General features: G+C 70.8%; 8 protein-coding genes. 3 read left to right on the plus strand and 5 right to left on the minus strand.

Features of this window, described 5'->3' with window-relative positions:
- Window positions 1-7: 7 nt before the first annotated feature.
- From Tharo_RS06440 to torR, 5 genes are all read right to left on the minus strand, one after another.
- Window positions 8-1,051, minus strand: a complete 1,044-nt coding sequence (locus tag Tharo_RS06440; protein WP_107220491.1) for a U32 family peptidase — start codon at window positions 1,049-1,051, stop codon at window positions 8-10.
- On the minus strand, window positions 1,048-2,070 hold the full coding sequence (locus tag Tharo_RS06445) for a hypothetical protein (RefSeq protein ID WP_170110010.1): 1,023 nt from the start codon (window positions 2,068-2,070) through the stop codon (window positions 1,048-1,050). Before Tharo_RS06445 ends, Tharo_RS06440 begins: the two co-directional genes overlap by 4 nt.
- A gap of 1 nt (window position 2,071) precedes the next feature.
- Window positions 2,072-3,508 carry an aldehyde dehydrogenase family protein gene (locus Tharo_RS06450; RefSeq protein WP_107220492.1) on the minus strand — a complete coding sequence of 479 codons (1,437 nt, stop codon included), beginning with the start codon at window positions 3,506-3,508 and terminating at the stop codon, window positions 2,072-2,074.
- A 195-nt stretch (window positions 3,509-3,703) separates the two neighbouring features.
- Window positions 3,704-10,111: an AAA family ATPase gene (locus Tharo_RS06455; protein ID WP_107220493.1), complete on the minus strand. Its 6,408-nt coding sequence runs from the start codon at window positions 10,109-10,111 to the stop codon at window positions 3,704-3,706.
- A 20-nt stretch (window positions 10,112-10,131) separates the two neighbouring features.
- Window positions 10,132-10,860: a two-component system response regulator TorR gene (torR, locus tag Tharo_RS06460; protein ID WP_107220494.1), complete on the minus strand. Its 729-nt coding sequence runs from the start codon at window positions 10,858-10,860 to the stop codon at window positions 10,132-10,134.
- Between the two features lie 281 nt (window positions 10,861-11,141).
- On the opposite strand from torR, the gene peaA reads away from it, so the two are divergent.
- Genes peaA through qhpC form a run of 3 tightly spaced genes read left to right on the plus strand, consistent with a single transcriptional unit; the run spans window position 11,142 to window position 14,516 of the window.
- On the plus strand, window positions 11,142-12,734 hold the full coding sequence (peaA, locus tag Tharo_RS06465; RefSeq protein ID WP_107220495.1) for a quinohemoprotein amine dehydrogenase subunit alpha: 1,593 nt from the start codon (window positions 11,142-11,144) through the stop codon (window positions 12,732-12,734).
- Between the two features lie 19 nt (window positions 12,735-12,753).
- On the plus strand, window positions 12,754-14,196 hold the full coding sequence (peaB, locus tag Tharo_RS06470; RefSeq protein WP_107220496.1) for a quinohemoprotein amine dehydrogenase maturation protein: 1,443 nt from the start codon (window positions 12,754-12,756) through the stop codon (window positions 14,194-14,196).
- On the plus strand, window positions 14,193-14,516 hold the full coding sequence (gene qhpC / locus Tharo_RS06475; RefSeq protein WP_107220497.1) for a quinohemoprotein amine dehydrogenase subunit gamma: 324 nt from the start codon (window positions 14,193-14,195) through the stop codon (window positions 14,514-14,516). Before peaB ends, qhpC begins: the two co-directional genes overlap by 4 nt.
- Window positions 14,517-14,528 lie beyond the last annotated feature (12 nt).

A 14,528-nucleotide genomic window follows, 5' to 3' on the forward strand; every position in this document is an offset into this window, starting at 1 on the left:
GCTTCGCTCAGGGACGGGAGGGCGGGGGGCCGGGCGGGGCGTGCGCCGCGTCGGTGACGACTTCGGGGTAGTAGCACATGTAGCCGGTGCGGCAGTGCTCGTGGGAGGGGCGCAGGCCGCGCGCCAGTGCGGCGACCTCGTGGGCGGGGCGGCCGGCGAGCTGGGCGTCGACGATGGCGCGCACCATCCGCACGCTGGCCAGCTTGCGCGGCAGCGGACCTTCGCGTCCGGCGATCTTCACCGCGTGGATGCCGCCGCCGGCCAGGCGGGGCACCGCGCACAGGCCGCAGGGGCCGTAGGGCAGGCCTTCGGCGGTGGTCGTGAAACCGCAGGAGAAGCGGTACCACAGCCAGCGTCGGTAGGCCTGGTCGTTTTCGGCCAGGCGTTCCTGCAGGCTCGCCGACAGCGGCCGGCCGTCGCGGTGGCGGTGGCGGTAGCGGTAGTGGTCGAGGCAGATCGGCCCGCCGAGCGCGGCCGGAAGGTGCAAGGTATTGCAGCTGCCTTCCTCGTACACGCAGCCGTCGTTGAGGATGAAGGCCTCGACTTCGAGGTCGGGCAGGGCGGAGGCGATTTCAGCCGCTTCGTCGAGGGTCACGTCGCGCGGCAGGATCAGCCGGCGCACGCCGAATTCGCGGTACAGGCGGGCGGCGTGGACGTTGCGGCAGGTGGCGACCGAGCTCAGATGCAGCCGCATTCCGGGCAGGGCTTCGCCGAGCGCGAAGATCAGGCCGATATCGCTGGCGATCAGGGCGTCGCCGCCCATGGCCTGGTAGCTGCGCGCGATCTCGAGCGCGAACTCGATCTGCGCGGCCGAGTAGTGCTGGGCGTTGAGCACCAGCGACAGCGTCGCGCCATTGGCGTGGGCGAGGCCGAGAGCGTGTTCGAGCTCGGCCAGCGAGCCGAGGTTGCCGCCCGGGCGGCGGTTGGCGCTGGCGCCGCCGAAACGTTCGGCCCATTCGCGCGGCGTCACGCCGCAATACAGCTCGCTGGCGCCGGCCTGGGCGAGCGGTGCGACCTCGTCGGGGTGGCGGATCGGGGCGACGATCTTCACACCGCCTCTCCGGGGACGATCAGGCGCGCGATCCTGCCGGCGGCCGCGGCGCGGCTGGCGGTGGCGAGGGTGGCGGGCGAATGCCGGCAGAGCACGGTGTTGCCGACATGCACGGTGTGCCAGGCATCGTCCGCCGCCTCGCGCACCGTGTCCGCGCGCAGGCCGAGGCATTCGTGATGACAGAACGGCCGCGGCGAAAAGCGTTCCGGCCCGCTGCGGGCGAGGCCGGCGGTGCGGCACATCCGCCCCTTGGCGACGAAGGCGAACGGCAGGTGCACGTCGAGCGGCAGCGGGGCGCCGGAAAAGGTTTCGTCGCGGGCGAACAGCGGCAGGTCCATTTCCAGCCGGGCGATGTTGAGCCGCCGCAGCACGGCGCGCAGTGCGGGCGAATCGAGGTCGTGGCCGGCGGGCGGGGCATAGCGCGGATCGCCCAGGCGCGGATCTTTCAGCATCCGGCACAGGATCCTGCCCGCGACCGGAGTCAGCTGCGGGAAGTGTTCCTGCAGCAGGAGGGCGACGCCCCAGTCGCTGACCACGACTTCGGCGCCGGCCGGCAGCAAGGGCAGAAGCCCGGCCAGCGCATCGATCACTTGCGGCGAGGCGACCGGGGTCAGCAGGGAAACGCCGAGGCCGTGCGCGCCGGCCTCGGCCAGGTTCAGGGTGAGCTGTGCAGGGGTCGGCAGCAGGCGCTCGCAGAATTCGCTGCCGACGTGCAGGCGCGTCGGCGTGCACGCGGCGAGCCAGCGGGCGAGCGCTTCGTCGGCCAGCGCCCGGTGCCAGAACGCGGCGCGCTCGCCCTGGCTGGCGAACAGGGGCTGCAGGCTGCGCGGGCGCACCATCGCCACCGCCACCTCGACCGCACCGGTGGCCGGAAGGGGCGTGAGGGGCGGCGCACCGTCCGCTGCGCTGTGCTTCGTTTCGCCCGCCACCCGGTGTGCGCCGCCCGCTCCGTCCCGCCCCGCCGCAGGGCGGGACGGGTAGCGCAGCAGGGGCTGGGCACTGCGGGGGGCGGCGGCCATTTCAGGGCGCGGGGCGGTTGATGTTGAAGAGCTGCGGGCGGGTGTATTCGAGCAGCCCTTCGAGACCGAACTCGACGCCGAAGCCCGACATCTTGCAGCCGCCGAAGGGGCAGTGCGGCAGCACTTCGGCGTGGCCGTTGATCCACACCGTGCCGCATTCAAGGCGGGCGGCGACGGCGCGCGCCTGTTCGATGTCGGACGACCACACCGAGCCGCCGAGACCGTTGTCGCTGGCGTTGGCGCGCAGCACCGCCTCGTCCACGGTGGCGTAGCGGATCACCGGCAGGACCGGGCCGAACTGCTCCTCGTCGACCAGGCGGGTGCCGTCGGTGATGTCGGCGACGATGGTCGGCGGGTAGAAATAGCCCTTCCCCGGCAGCGGTTCGCCGCCGCACAGGATGCGGGCGCCGGCGGCGCGGGCGTCGTCGACCAGCTCGCACACCAGCTCGAACTGGTCGCGGTTCTGGATCGGGCCGAAGCTCACGCCTTCTTCCAGGCCGTTGCCGACCTTCTGCCGCGCGGCGATCGCTGCCAGGCGGGCGCACATCTGCTCGTACTGGGACTCATGCACGTAGAGGCGCTTGAGCGCGGCGCAGGTCTGGCCCATGTTGAGGAAGGCGCTCTGGAACACGCCTTCGGCGACGGCGTCGATGTCGGCCCCCGGCAGCACGATGCCGGCGTCGTTGCCGCCGAGCTCCAGGGTGAGGCGCTTCAGGGTGCCGGCGGCGTTGCGCATGATGTCCTGCCCGGTCGGGGTCGAGCCGGTGAACACGATCTTGCGGATACCGGCGTGACCGGACATGTCGCGCCCGAGCGCGCCGCCGCCGGCGACCACGTTGACCACCCCGGGAGGGGCGACTTCGGCGATCAGCTCGACCAGGCGCAAGGTGTTCAGCGGAGTCAGCTCGGAGGGCTTGATCACCACCGTGTTGCCGGCGCGCAGCGCAGGCATGATGTGCCATACCGCGATCATCAGCGGCCAGTTCCAGGGCGTGATCGAACCGACCACGCCGAGCGGGCGGCGGTGCAACTCGATGCGCTTGGTCGGGCTGTCCTCGATGACTTCCACCGGCAGCTCGAGCGCTGCGGTGGCGCGCGTCCATGCCACCGCACCGCCCACTTCCATCTGCGCCAGGGCGAGCGGCTTGCCCTGCTCGCGGACGATGATCTCGGCCAGTTCGGGGGCGTTGTGTTCGATGCGGTCGGCGATCTTCAGCAGCAGCGCGCGGCGCTCTTCGCAGCTGCTGTGCTGCCACTGGGCGAACGCGCGGTTGGCGGCGGCGACCGCGGCATCGAGCTGGGCGCTGGAGGCGCTCGGACACTCGGCGAAGGGTTCGCCGAGCGCAGGATCGATGACCGGCAGCGTGCCACGCTCGCCCGCGACCGCGCGGCCGTCGATGACCAGGGTGGAAGTTCTTTTTGCGAGTGTCTCGTACATCGTCCGGGTCCCCTCTGGGTGAGTGCAATGCCGCCATGCGCACTGCCTTGCAGTGTGACGGATGGCGCTAGCCTAGCCTTGCGGTGTAAACCGGCTTTTCGTGAAATGTGCCGATTTGTGCGCAGTTGTAGCGGGGGCGATACAGCGCCCCGGCGCGCTGCGCGCAAGTGCCCGCGGGCTGCCGCGGGGGGCGCTTCAGACGCGCGCCGGAGCCGGGGCGCTACGGCGTGCGATGGCGGCCAGGCTGGCTTCGAGCAGCTCCGCCAGGGGAGCGCTTTGAGGACGCAGGTCGAGGTCTGCGGCGCTGCGCTCGAGCTCGCGGCAGCGTGCGGCGAGGGCGGCGAGGCCGAAGTTTGCGCCCGTGCCGGCGAGGCGGTGGACGATGTCGCGCTGGGTCCCGGGCTCGGGGCAGCGGCCCAGTTCGGCGACGAGCTCGCGGCACTGCTGTTCGAGGAGCGCGAGCAGGCTGTCCATGCGCGCCTGTCCGAGCTGGCGGAAATGGCCTTCGAGGACTTCGCCGGCGAGCAGCGCTGCGGCCGGCGGGAGGGACGGCGGCAGGCCGGCGGGCGGGAGGGACGGCGGCAGGCAGGGGAGCGCATCGGCCGTGACTCCGGCGGCGCTGTCCATGCCCGGCGCCGGGCTGCCGGCGTACAGCGCATGGAGGAGCTCTTCGTAGCGCAGCGGCTTGCCGAGCACGGCATCGATGCCGGCGTCGAGGTAGCGGCGGACCTCCTCGCCGGTGACCGAGGCGGTGAGGGCGACGATACGCACCGCGGCCTTGCGCGGATCGGCGTGGGCGCGGATGCGGCGGGTGGTTTCGAGGCCGTCGAGTTCGGGCAGGTGGATGTCCATCAGGATGACGTCGTAGTCGTGGCCGTGGTGCAGCGCCAGGGCGCTGAAACCGTCTTCGGCGAGGCTCACCCGATGGCCTTCGCTTTCGAGCAGGGCGCGGGCGACCTGGCGGTTGGTGTCCACGTCCTCGACCACCAGCACGTCCAGCGGCCGCCCCGGCGCCGGACCGGGGAGGAGCGGCAGGGCGGCGGGCACGCTGCCGTGCGGGTAGCCGATCTCGAACCAGAACAGGCTGCCGTTGCCGGGGGAACTGTGTACGCCGATCTCGCCGCCGTGCAGTTCCACCAGGCGGCGGCAGATCGCCAGCCCCAGGCCGGTGCCGCCGAAGCGGCGGGTGATCGAGCTGTCGGCCTGGGAAAAGTGGCTGAAGATCCGTTCCTGCGCTTCGGCGGCGATGCCGATGCCGCTGTCTTCGACTTCGAAGCGCAGGCGGCTGTGCGCCGGCCCGGGCGCGGCCTCGTCGCTGGCCGCTACCGTGGCGGTGACCGAGATGAAGCCGCGGGCGGTGAACTTCACCGCATTGCCGGCGAGGTTGAGCAGGATCTGGGTCAGCGCGCGGCGGTCGCCGATGACGCCCGCGGGGAGATCGCCGGCGACCGCCAGGCGCAGGCTCAGTCCCTTGTGCTGGGCCATCGAGGCCAGCATCGGGCGCAGCTCTTCGAACACGGCGGCAGGCGAGAACGGCGAGCTTTCGAGCGTCAGCTGGCCGGCTTCGATCTTGCTGAAGTCGAGGATGTCGTTAAGGATGCCGAGCAGGTTGTGCCCCGAGCGTTCGATTGCCCCGACCCATTCGCGCTGGTGGGCGTCGAGCGCAGAGCGCGCGAGCAGCTGGGTCATGCCCAGGATGCCGTTCATCGGCGTGCGGATCTCGTGGCTCATGGTGGCGAGGAAGTCGCTCTTGGCCTCGTTCGCCGCTTCTGCCTTCTCGCGCGCCAGCTCCGCTCCTTCCTTGGCTTTGCGCGCGCTGATGTCGGTCAGCGAGCCTTCGTAGTAGCGCAGCCGCTGCTCGCCGTCGAATACGCGGCGGGCGGAGATCGAGACGTCGATCTCGCTGCCGTCGCGCCGGCGCCAGCGGGTCTCGAATCCGACCACTTGTTCGGTCATGTGGAGGCGGCCGAGAAAGCGGCGCTGCTCTTCGGCGAGGACGAAGCACTGGGTGCTGACGTCGGTGACGGTGGCGAGAAAACTGTCGGCGCAGTCGTAGCCGAGCAACTGCACCAGGGCGGGGTTGGCCGACACGAAGCGGCCCTCGGGATCGACGCGGAAGATGCCTTCGATGGCGTTCTCGAACAGCGAGCGGTAAGCCTGCTCGGATTGCTGCAGGCCGAGGTAGAGCTTGGCGTTCTCGATCGAGATCGCCGCCTGGGCGGCGAGGATGCGCAGGGTTTCCAGGCGCCGGCGGTCGAAGATGTCCTGGCTGTGGCGGTGCTCGAGGTAGAGCACCGCGGTGAGCTCGCCGTGGTACAGGATCGGCATGCACAGCAGCGAGCGTGGGCGGTGGGCGTGCACGTAGGTGTCGTGGGCGAACATCGGCTGGCGCGAGGCGTCGCCCAGCACCACCGCCTCGCCGGTGCGCACGACATAGTTGATGACGCTCACCGGCACGCTCCGCGCGCTGTCCTCGAGGGGCAGTGCGCACATCAGCCGCGGCGCCTCCTCGAGTCCGGCGATCGCCTCCACGTAGAGGCGCTGCTGGCGGCTCAGCACCAGCGCGCCGCGCTGCGCCCCGGCGCTGGCAAGGGCGAGCTGCATCAGGCGTTCGAGCAGGCGGTCGAGGACGATCTCGTCGGAAATCGTCTGCGAGGCCTTGATCACCGCGCCGATGTCGAATGCCTGGTTGCTCGCCGGATCCTCGTCGTCGGCATCGGCGGCGGCGCCGGTGGCCGTCTTCACCCACAGCCCGTCCTGTTCGAGGGCGGCGCGCAGGTGGGCGAGCTTGCCGTGGGCGCCGAGCGCGGCGAAGCGGGTGGCGCTGTCCTCGAAATAGCCGCGGGCGGTGGTGCGGGCGCCGTTGTCGAGGTGGAAGCGCGCGGCCAGCTCGCAGGCGAGAGCGGCTTCGAGGGCGAAGCCGTGGCCTTCGGCGAGGGCGATGGCGCGGTCGTAGGCGGCCATCGCCGCCAGCGGGCGGCCCTTGATCCGCAGCCGTTCGGCGCGGATCAGGGCCAGGCGGTGCTCGTGGTTGGCCGGGCAGTGCCGCGCCCAGCGCACGGTCTGGGTGATGACCCGGTCCACGATGCGCAGCCCGTCGCGTCGTGCCCGGCCCGTGGGCGGCAGGGTGCGCAGCACAGCGAGTGCGTGCAGGCCGCGGAACCAGGCCGCGGTGAAGGTGCCGGCGACGTAGGGCAGGTGTTCCTCTCCCAGCTCGCAGTGCACACGGGCCTGCGCATAGTCGGCGAAGACGAAGCACAGCAGGGCCTTGTAGAAGTGATGCAGGCACGCCGCGGTGCGGTGGTTCTCGCGCAGGTGTTCGGCGAGCATGAGCTGTTCGCGGTAGTGCCCGCCGTCGAGCGCGGTGGGTTCGGCGCCGGGCGTGCGCAGCTTGGTCACCGCCTGCAGCGCCATGTAGCAGTACTGCAGTGATTGCTTCTGCCCGGTCTGCTCCAGCTGGGCGAGCTGGCGGGCGAGCTGCTGGGCCTGCGCTGCGCAGTCGCGCATCAGCGGAAAGGCGTACTGGATGTGGGCGGCCAGGCTGTAGGCGGCATATTCGAGATCGCCGCAGTCGAGGGCGCTGCGGTGGGCTTCCATCAGGCCGTCGAGGACGTCGGTCAGGGGCTCCTTGAAATGGCGGACATAGGTGTTGAACATCGTCAGGCTGCGGTGGCGGGTGGTGCGCGCCGGGCGCGCCGCCTCCAGCGTCATCGCCAGTTGTCCGGCGCGCCAGCCCTCGTCGACGGCGTCGAGCAGGCCGCACAGCACGCCGCCGAAGCTGGCGAGGGCGGGGGCGGTGGCGTCGGTGTGGCCGTGGCGCAGGGCGAGCTCGACCTGGCGCGCCATCACCAGCGGGCGCAGCGCCGAGCTGGAGAATTTGACGATGCCGAACATGCCGGCGAGGATCGACTGCGCGGTCAGCATCCGGGCCTCGCTGCTCACCGGCATCTGCAGCAGCCGCTCGGCGGTGCACCGGCGCAGCAGCAGGCGGGTGCCGAGCAGTTCGGCGGCGATGCGCAGCCGCCCCGGGGCCGCGGGCAGCTTGACGCCGAGCATCGCCAGGGCCTGGCGCGCCGTCTCCAGGCCGTCGGCGAAACGGTTGCGGGCGACGTGGGCCTGGATGCGGATCTCGTGGCAGCGGACGGCATCGAGCGGGTCGCCGGCGTGGCGTTCGGCGTCGGCGAGCAAGGTCGTCATCAGCGCCGTGTCGCCGCGGCTGTGGGCAGCTTCGGCGGCGGCGAGGTGGAGCTCGAGGGCGAGCCGGTAGTGCTCCTGCCAGCGGTCGGCGGGCAGCGCATCGACGCCGGTGCGCAGGTACTCGAGCGCTGATTCGAACGCCGCCGATTCGCGCGCGCGCTGTCCCGCGCACAGGTTCAGCGCGGCGAGCGCGACCTGCTCGTCGGGGTCGTCGATGAGCCCGCGGGCGAGGTTCAGGTGGCCGGCGATCTCGAACACGCGGCGATCGAGCTCGCCGGTGTCCAGCCGCTGCCGCAGCAGGCGCCCGACCTGCAGGTGGAGGGCGTCGCGCTCGTCGGCGGCGAGCAGCGAGTAGGCGGCCTGCTGGATGCGGTCGTGCACGAAGCGGTAGCGGGTGGTGCCGGCCTCGCGCTCTCCGCCCGGGCGATAGCTGTCGTCGAGGGCGACGATCAGGCCTTCGGCCTGGGCCGGCCACAGCATGGCGGCAATGCGTTCGGCCGTGCTTTGGTCGACGAGGGCCAGGGTGTGCACGTCGAAGGTGTTGCCGATGCAGGCCGCGAGCGGCAGCACGTGGCGGGTGGCGGGGGGCAGGCGGCGGATCTTGCCGATCATCAGCGCGGCGACGTCGGCGGCGATCTCGCGCGTGCGGATCGCGTCCTCGTCCCATTCCCAGCGTGGGCTGTGAAAGCGGATCAGGCCTTCGTCGTAGAGCGCGTCGAGGAACTGCTTGAGGAAAAAGGGGTTGCCCTGGGTCTTGTCGTGGCAGATCTCGGCCAGCGGAGAGCATTCGCGCTCGCTGCAGCGCAGCGTATCGGCGATGAGGCGGCGCACCTGGGCGAGGTCGAGGGGCTGCAGGCGGTGCTCGACGAGTTCCAGCGGCGCACTGCGCAGGCGTTCGAGGGTGGCGGCGAAGGGGTGCTCGGGGCCGATTTCGTTATGGCGGTAGCTGCCGACGAGCAGCAGGTGGGGCAGGCGCGGGGTGGCGGCGAGGGCCTCGATCAGGCGCAGCGAGGCGAGGTCGGCCCATTGCAGGTCGTCGAGGAAGAGGGCGAAGGGGCGGTCGGGTTCGATGAGGACGCCGAGCAGGTGCGAAAACAGCCGCAGCCGCCCCTGCTCGTCGAAGCTCGGGCGGGCGCGCTGGCGTTCGGCTTCGCCGACGATGAAGGCGAGCTCGGGGAGCAGGCGGAGCAAGGTCCCGAGGTAGCCGCCGAGCTGTTCGCGCAGGCGCGTGCGCAGCGCTTCGAGCTGTTCGCCGGATTCGGTCAGGCGCTGGCGGATGAGGCCGCGCAGGGCCTGCAGCAGGGCGGCGTGCGGGCGCTGGCGGCGGTACTGGTCGAATTTCCCGCTGCTGAACTGGCCGCCGCGGGCGAGCACGTTCTGGCGCAGCTCATGGACCAGGCTGGATTTGCCGACCCCGGTGTAGCCGCTGACGAGCACCAGGGACTGGCCGCCGGCGGTGCAGCGCTCGATCAGGCCGTCGAGTTCGGCGAGCAGGGGTTCGCGGCCGTACAGCTTCTGCGCCACCTGGAAGCGTGCGGAAACGTCGCGCGAGGCGAGCGCGAAACCGCCTGCGGTGATGCCGGTGCTGTGGCGATGGAGGCATTCGCGCAGGTCGTGCACGATGCCGTGGGTCGACTGGTAGCGGTCGGCGGCGTCCTTGGCGAGCAGCTTCAGCACCAGCGCCGACACCGCTTCGGGCAGGGTGCGGTTGATCAGGTGGGGCGGGCGCGGGCGATGGGCGATGTGGCAGTGCACCAGGTCGAGCCCTTCGCGGCCGGCGAAAGGGTGCTGGCCGGTCAGCAGCTCGTACAGCGTGGTGCCGAGGCTGTAGTAGTCGGTGCGGTAGTCGATCGCGCGGTTGATGCGCCCGGTCTGTTCGGGCGCGATGTAGGGCAGGCGGTGGCTTGCCAGCTGGGGCGTATTCCAGCTCGCCTGCTCGCTGACGAAGTGGGTGGCGAGGCTGAAGTCGATCAGTTGCGGCCGGCCCGCGGCGGTGATCAGCACATGGTCGGGGTTGATCTGCTTGTGGATCACGCGCACTTCGTGCAGGCGGCCGATCAGCTCGCAGAGCTCGATCGTGATCGCCAGCCAGTCGTGCCATTCGTATTCGCCCGAGCGCATCAGCTGGCGCAGCGAGCGCGCCTCGTGGTCGGGGAAGAGGAGGGCGGGGCCGCGTTCGAGTTCGACGTGCTCGAGCGAGCCGACCACGCCGTCGAGCGCGAGCGTGGCGAGCAGGGCGTGTTCGTGGCGCAGGCGGGCGAGCATGCCCGGCGGGCAGCGCGCGCGGTCGAGCTGCTTGACGATCAGCGCTTCGTCGCGGCCCGGCAGCAAGGCGCGGCTGATGGTGCTGAAGCGGCCCTGGTAGAGGCGCTTGAGCACCCGCAGCGTCGATGCCGGCGCGACCATGGTCTGGGCGGCCTGCGCGCTCAGCCGACTTCGCCGGCGAACAGGTAGCCTGCGCCGTGGGCGGTGAGGATCAGGCGGGGGTCGGCGGGGTTGTCGTCGAGCTTGCGCCGCAGGCGCCCGATCAGGACATCGACCGAGCGGTCGTTCGGGGTCCACTCGCGGTCGTGGATCGCGTCCATCAGCTGGTCGCGCGACAGCACCTGTCCGGCATGGGTGAGGAGGGCGAGGAGGAGCTTGAACTCGCCTTGCGGCAGGCGCTCGCTGCGGCCGTCGGGGGCGAGCAGCAGGCGCTTCTGGGGGTTCAGGGTCCAGCCTTCGAAGTGCCAGCAGCCCTGTTCCGGGTCCGGGCGTTCGGCGCGCCCGGCGCCGTCGATCCGCCACAGCAGGTTCTTCGCCCGCACCAGCAGCTCGCGCGGATTGAAGGGCTTGGTGACGTAGTCGTCGGCGCCCAGCTCGAGGCCGACGATGCGGTCGATGTCGTCGTCCTTGGCGGTGACGAGGATGATGCCTACGCGCGAGGCCGCCCGCAGCTCGCGGGTGAGGGTGAGGCCGTCCTTGCCGGGGAGCTTGATGTCGAGCAGCACGAGCGCGATGTGCTCGCGCTCGATGCGCTGGAGCAGATCCTCGGCCTGCCCGCTTTCGCTGACGCGATAGCCTTCCTGCTCGAAATAACCGACCAGGAGCGCGCGCGAGGCAGGGTCGTCCTCGACGACCATGATGTGCGCGCGGTGGTTCGTCTCCTTCGTCATCGATCCTCCTGGAAATGGGGCCGAAATCCTTTTTGTCGGTTGCCATGATCGCCTGAAAACGCCGCTGCGGGCAATGCGTGCGGGGGTGGGGCACGGACGCGGGCGGCGAAGCTTGCGAAGCCGTTACATCCCCGGACAACTTCGTACATCTGGCGTCAAGTTGATTTACAGCGGCGCGTTAATTTCTCATCCTGTGCCGGAACCCATGGCATAGCGACAAGACCGGTGCGAAGTGCGATGCAGGCCGGCAAGGACCATTACACGAGCAAGGAGCGAGGGCCTTGAACAACGAAAACTCCATCCGTTCGATCGTCCGGACAGGCATTCTGGCGCTGGTCGGCGCATTCGGTGCGGCGCCGGCGCTCGCCGCGGCCGACGGCGAAGCGCTGCTGCGCACGACCTGCACGGCCTGCCATGCCGAGGCGGGCGGGACGATTTCCCGCATCAACGGCCAGCGCAAGAGTCCCGAAGGCTGGCAGATGACGATCACCCGCATGCAGACCCTGCACGGCGTGCAGCTGACGCCCGAGGACAAGCGCGCCCTGATCAAGCACCTGGCCGATACCCGCGGCCTGGCGCCGGGCGAGGCCGCGCCCTGGCGCTACCTGCTCGAGCATGACAACAACCGCGTCGAACAGATCGCTGAAGCCTATGCGCCGATGTGCGCGCGCTGCCATTCCGGCGCGCGCTTCGGCCTGCAGCGGCGCAGCGCGCAGGAGTGGGAACTGCTCGTGCATGGCCACATGGGGCTGAACCCGACTCTCGAGCTGCACTCGATGGCGCGCGACCGGCCCTGGTTCAAGCTCGCCCTCGAGCAGATCGCCCCCGCCCTCGCCCGCGACTTCCCGCTCGAGTCGCAGGCCTGGCGCGACTGGCAGGCCGCGGCCAAGCCCGCGCTCGGCGGCTCCTGGCGCATCGTCGGCCAGCTGCCGGGCAAAGGCGAGTTCGAAGGCCGGATGACGGCGACGCCGCTCGGCCAGGACCGCTTCGCGCTGCGCATCGACGGCCACCACGCCGACGGCCGCCCGCTCGGCGGCGAAGGCAGCGCGACCGTGTATACGGGCTACGAATGGCGCGCCAGCGTGAACATCGACGGGGTCGCGCTGCGCCAGGTGATGGCCGCCGACGCGCAGGGGCGGACGATGAGCGGGCGCCTGCATCTGGCCGATTCGCGCCGGGTCGGCGCCACGCTGAACGCGGTCAAGGAGGGCGCCACGCCGCAGCTGGTTGCGGTGATGCCCGCGCACCTGCGCCAGGGCGAGACCGCGGTGCTGACCCTGGTCGGCAGCCGCCTCGACGGCGCGGTGAACCTGGGTCGCGGAGTGCGCGTGCTCGAAGTGCTGGCGCGCAGCGCCGACCGCATTGTGGTCCGGGCCCGCGCCTCCGGCCCGGTGGGCCTGCGCGACCTCGCCGTCGGGCGGGCGCGCGGCCAGGGAATGCTCGCGGTGTACGACCGCATCGCCCGCATCGAAGTTGAACCGGCCCAGGCCATCGCCCGGATCGGCGGGCCGGGCGACAGCCAGCTGCCCAAGGTCGGGGTGGCCTACCGTGCGCTCGGCTATGCCGCCGGTGCCGACGGCATCGCCGGCACCGCGGACGACCTGCCCCTGGGCACGGTGCCGGTACGCTGGTCGATCGCGCCCCTCGACGAGGCTGCGGCGCACGAGCGCGACCACGAGTTCGCCGGCACCATCGATGCCAACGGCTTGTTCACGCCGGCCGATGCGGGGCCCAACCCGGCGCGTGCGCGTTCGGCCAACAACGTCGGCCGCCTCGCCGTGCTCGCCACCGTGGGCGAAGGCGAGCATGCGGTGGCGGGGCGCGGCAGCCTCAACGTCGCGGTGCCCGATTTCGTCGAGCGTGCGCTCGACTGAGCGCGGCGGGAGCGAGGACATGAGCACGCTGCACCTGGTCGCCCCCAACCTCCACCGCCTCGACAGCGGTGGCCGGCAGATGCTGTTCCACGTGCCGAGCAGCGCTCTGTTCGAACTCGACGCCCCCGCGTGCGACGTGCTCGCGCTGTTCGACGCCGGCGCCACGCTCGATGCCGAGGCGATCGAGGCCCGCCTGGCGCAGCGCCATGGCGTGGAGGCCGTGCGCGAGACGGTGGCCGAACTGTGCCGCCTCGCCGTGCTTGCCGCCGATCAGGCGGCCCCGGGCAGCGGGGCGGCACTGCCGAACCCGCCGCCCGCGTTTCCGCTCAACACGGTGGTGCTCAACGTCAATACCGGCTGCAACCTGAGCTGCACCTACTGCTACAAGGAAGACCTGAGTGCACCGGCGCGGGGCCTGCGGATGTCGTTCGAGACTGCGGCCAAAGCGATCGAGATGCTGCTCGCCGAGTCGCCCGCGCAGCCGCGCTACACGGTCGTGTTCTTCGGCGGCGAGCCGTTGTCGAACATGCCGCTGATCCGCGCCGTGGTGGCTCACGCCCAGCGCCGCTTCGCCGAGCACGGCGCGGCGGTGGATTTCACCCTGACCACCAACGCGACCCTGCTCGATGAGCGGCTGATCGACTGGCTCGATGCGAACCGGGTCGGCATCACGGTGTCGATGGACGGCCCGCCGGCGGTGCACGACCGCAACCGGCGCAGCTTCGGCGGCCAGGGAACCTACGACGTGGTGCGGCGCAAGGTCGACCTGCTGCTGGCGCGTTACCGGTCGCGTCCGGTGGGCTGCCGGGTGACGCTGACACGCGGCGTCACCGAGGTCGGGAAGATCTTCGACCATCTGTACCGGGAAGTGGGATTCCACGAGGTCGGCTTCGGTCCGGTCACTTCCGGCGACCTCCAGGCCTTCAACCTCGAGGCCGAAGAACTCGCCGCGGTGTTCGCCGGCTTCAAGGCGCTCGGCCGCCGTTACCTCGATGCCGCGCTCGGCGGGCGCAGCCTGGGCTTCGGCAACATGCACCAGCTGCTCACCGATCTGCACGAAGGCAACCGCAAGAGCCTGCCCTGCGGGGCCGGCGTCGCCCTGCTCGCGGTCGACGGCAAGGGCGGGCTCAACCTGTGCCACCGGTTCACCGGTTCGAGCCTGTCGACCTTCGGCGATGTCGACGCCGGCATCGACCGCCCCCGGCTCGCGGCGTTCATCGCCCGTCGCCTCGAGCGTACCGGCACCGGCTGCGAGCGCTGCCGCATCCGCAACATCTGTTCCGGCGGCTGCTACCACGAGAGCTACGCCAAATACGGCGATGCCGCCGTGCCGTCTTACCACTATTGCGAATTGCTGCGCGACTGGGTCGACTTCGGCATCGAAGTCTATGCCCGGATCGTCACCGAAAATCCCGGCTTCTTCGCCGAACATGTTTCTCCGAGAAGGAGTGTACGCGCATGAAACACCTCAAGTCCCTGAACAAGAAGGCCCGCCTCCTGGAGCAGGCCGAGCAGCCCGAGGCGGTGGAGGAAGTCGTCGCGATGCAGACCGTGGTCGGCTGCACGGCGACCACCGATCCCGGCTGGGAAATCGACGCCTTCGGCGGCAGCGGTTCGCTGTGCCAGCCGATGGAAGCCGACCTCTACGGTTGTGCGGATTCGTGCTGGTGGCCGGCGCAGGTGCCGGACACGATGAGCCACTATCCCGACTGGGGCGAGGGCAAGGATGGCGCGAGCCGCGACTGGCGCAAGCTCGACGGCATTTTCGAAGACAAGGAATGAGAGAGGCGCCCG

The organism is Thauera aromatica K172, from assembly GCF_003030465.1.
GTDB classification, from domain to species: domain Bacteria; phylum Pseudomonadota; class Gammaproteobacteria; order Burkholderiales; family Rhodocyclaceae; genus Thauera; species Thauera aromatica.

Bases quoted from the DNA above. Each gene is read 5' to 3' on its own strand.
- torR (WP_107220494.1), bottom strand. From the start codon at position 10,860: ATGACGAAGGAGACGAACCACCGCGCGCACATCATGGTCGTCGAGGAC.
- Tharo_RS06450 (WP_107220492.1), bottom strand. From the start codon at position 3,508: ATGTACGAGACACTCGCAAAAAGAACTTCCACCCTGGTCATCGACGGC.
- Tharo_RS06445 (WP_170110010.1), bottom strand. From the start codon at position 2,070: ATGGCCGCCGCCCCCCGCAGTGCCCAGCCCCTGCTGCGCTACCCGTCC.
- peaB (WP_107220496.1), top strand. From the start codon at position 12,754: ATGAGCACGCTGCACCTGGTCGCCCCCAACCTCCACCGCCTCGACAGC.
- qhpC (WP_107220497.1), top strand. From the start codon at position 14,193: ATGAAACACCTCAAGTCCCTGAACAAGAAGGCCCGCCTCCTGGAGCAG.
- Tharo_RS06455 (WP_107220493.1), bottom strand. From the start codon at position 10,111: ATGGTCGCGCCGGCATCGACGCTGCGGGTGCTCAAGCGCCTCTACCAG.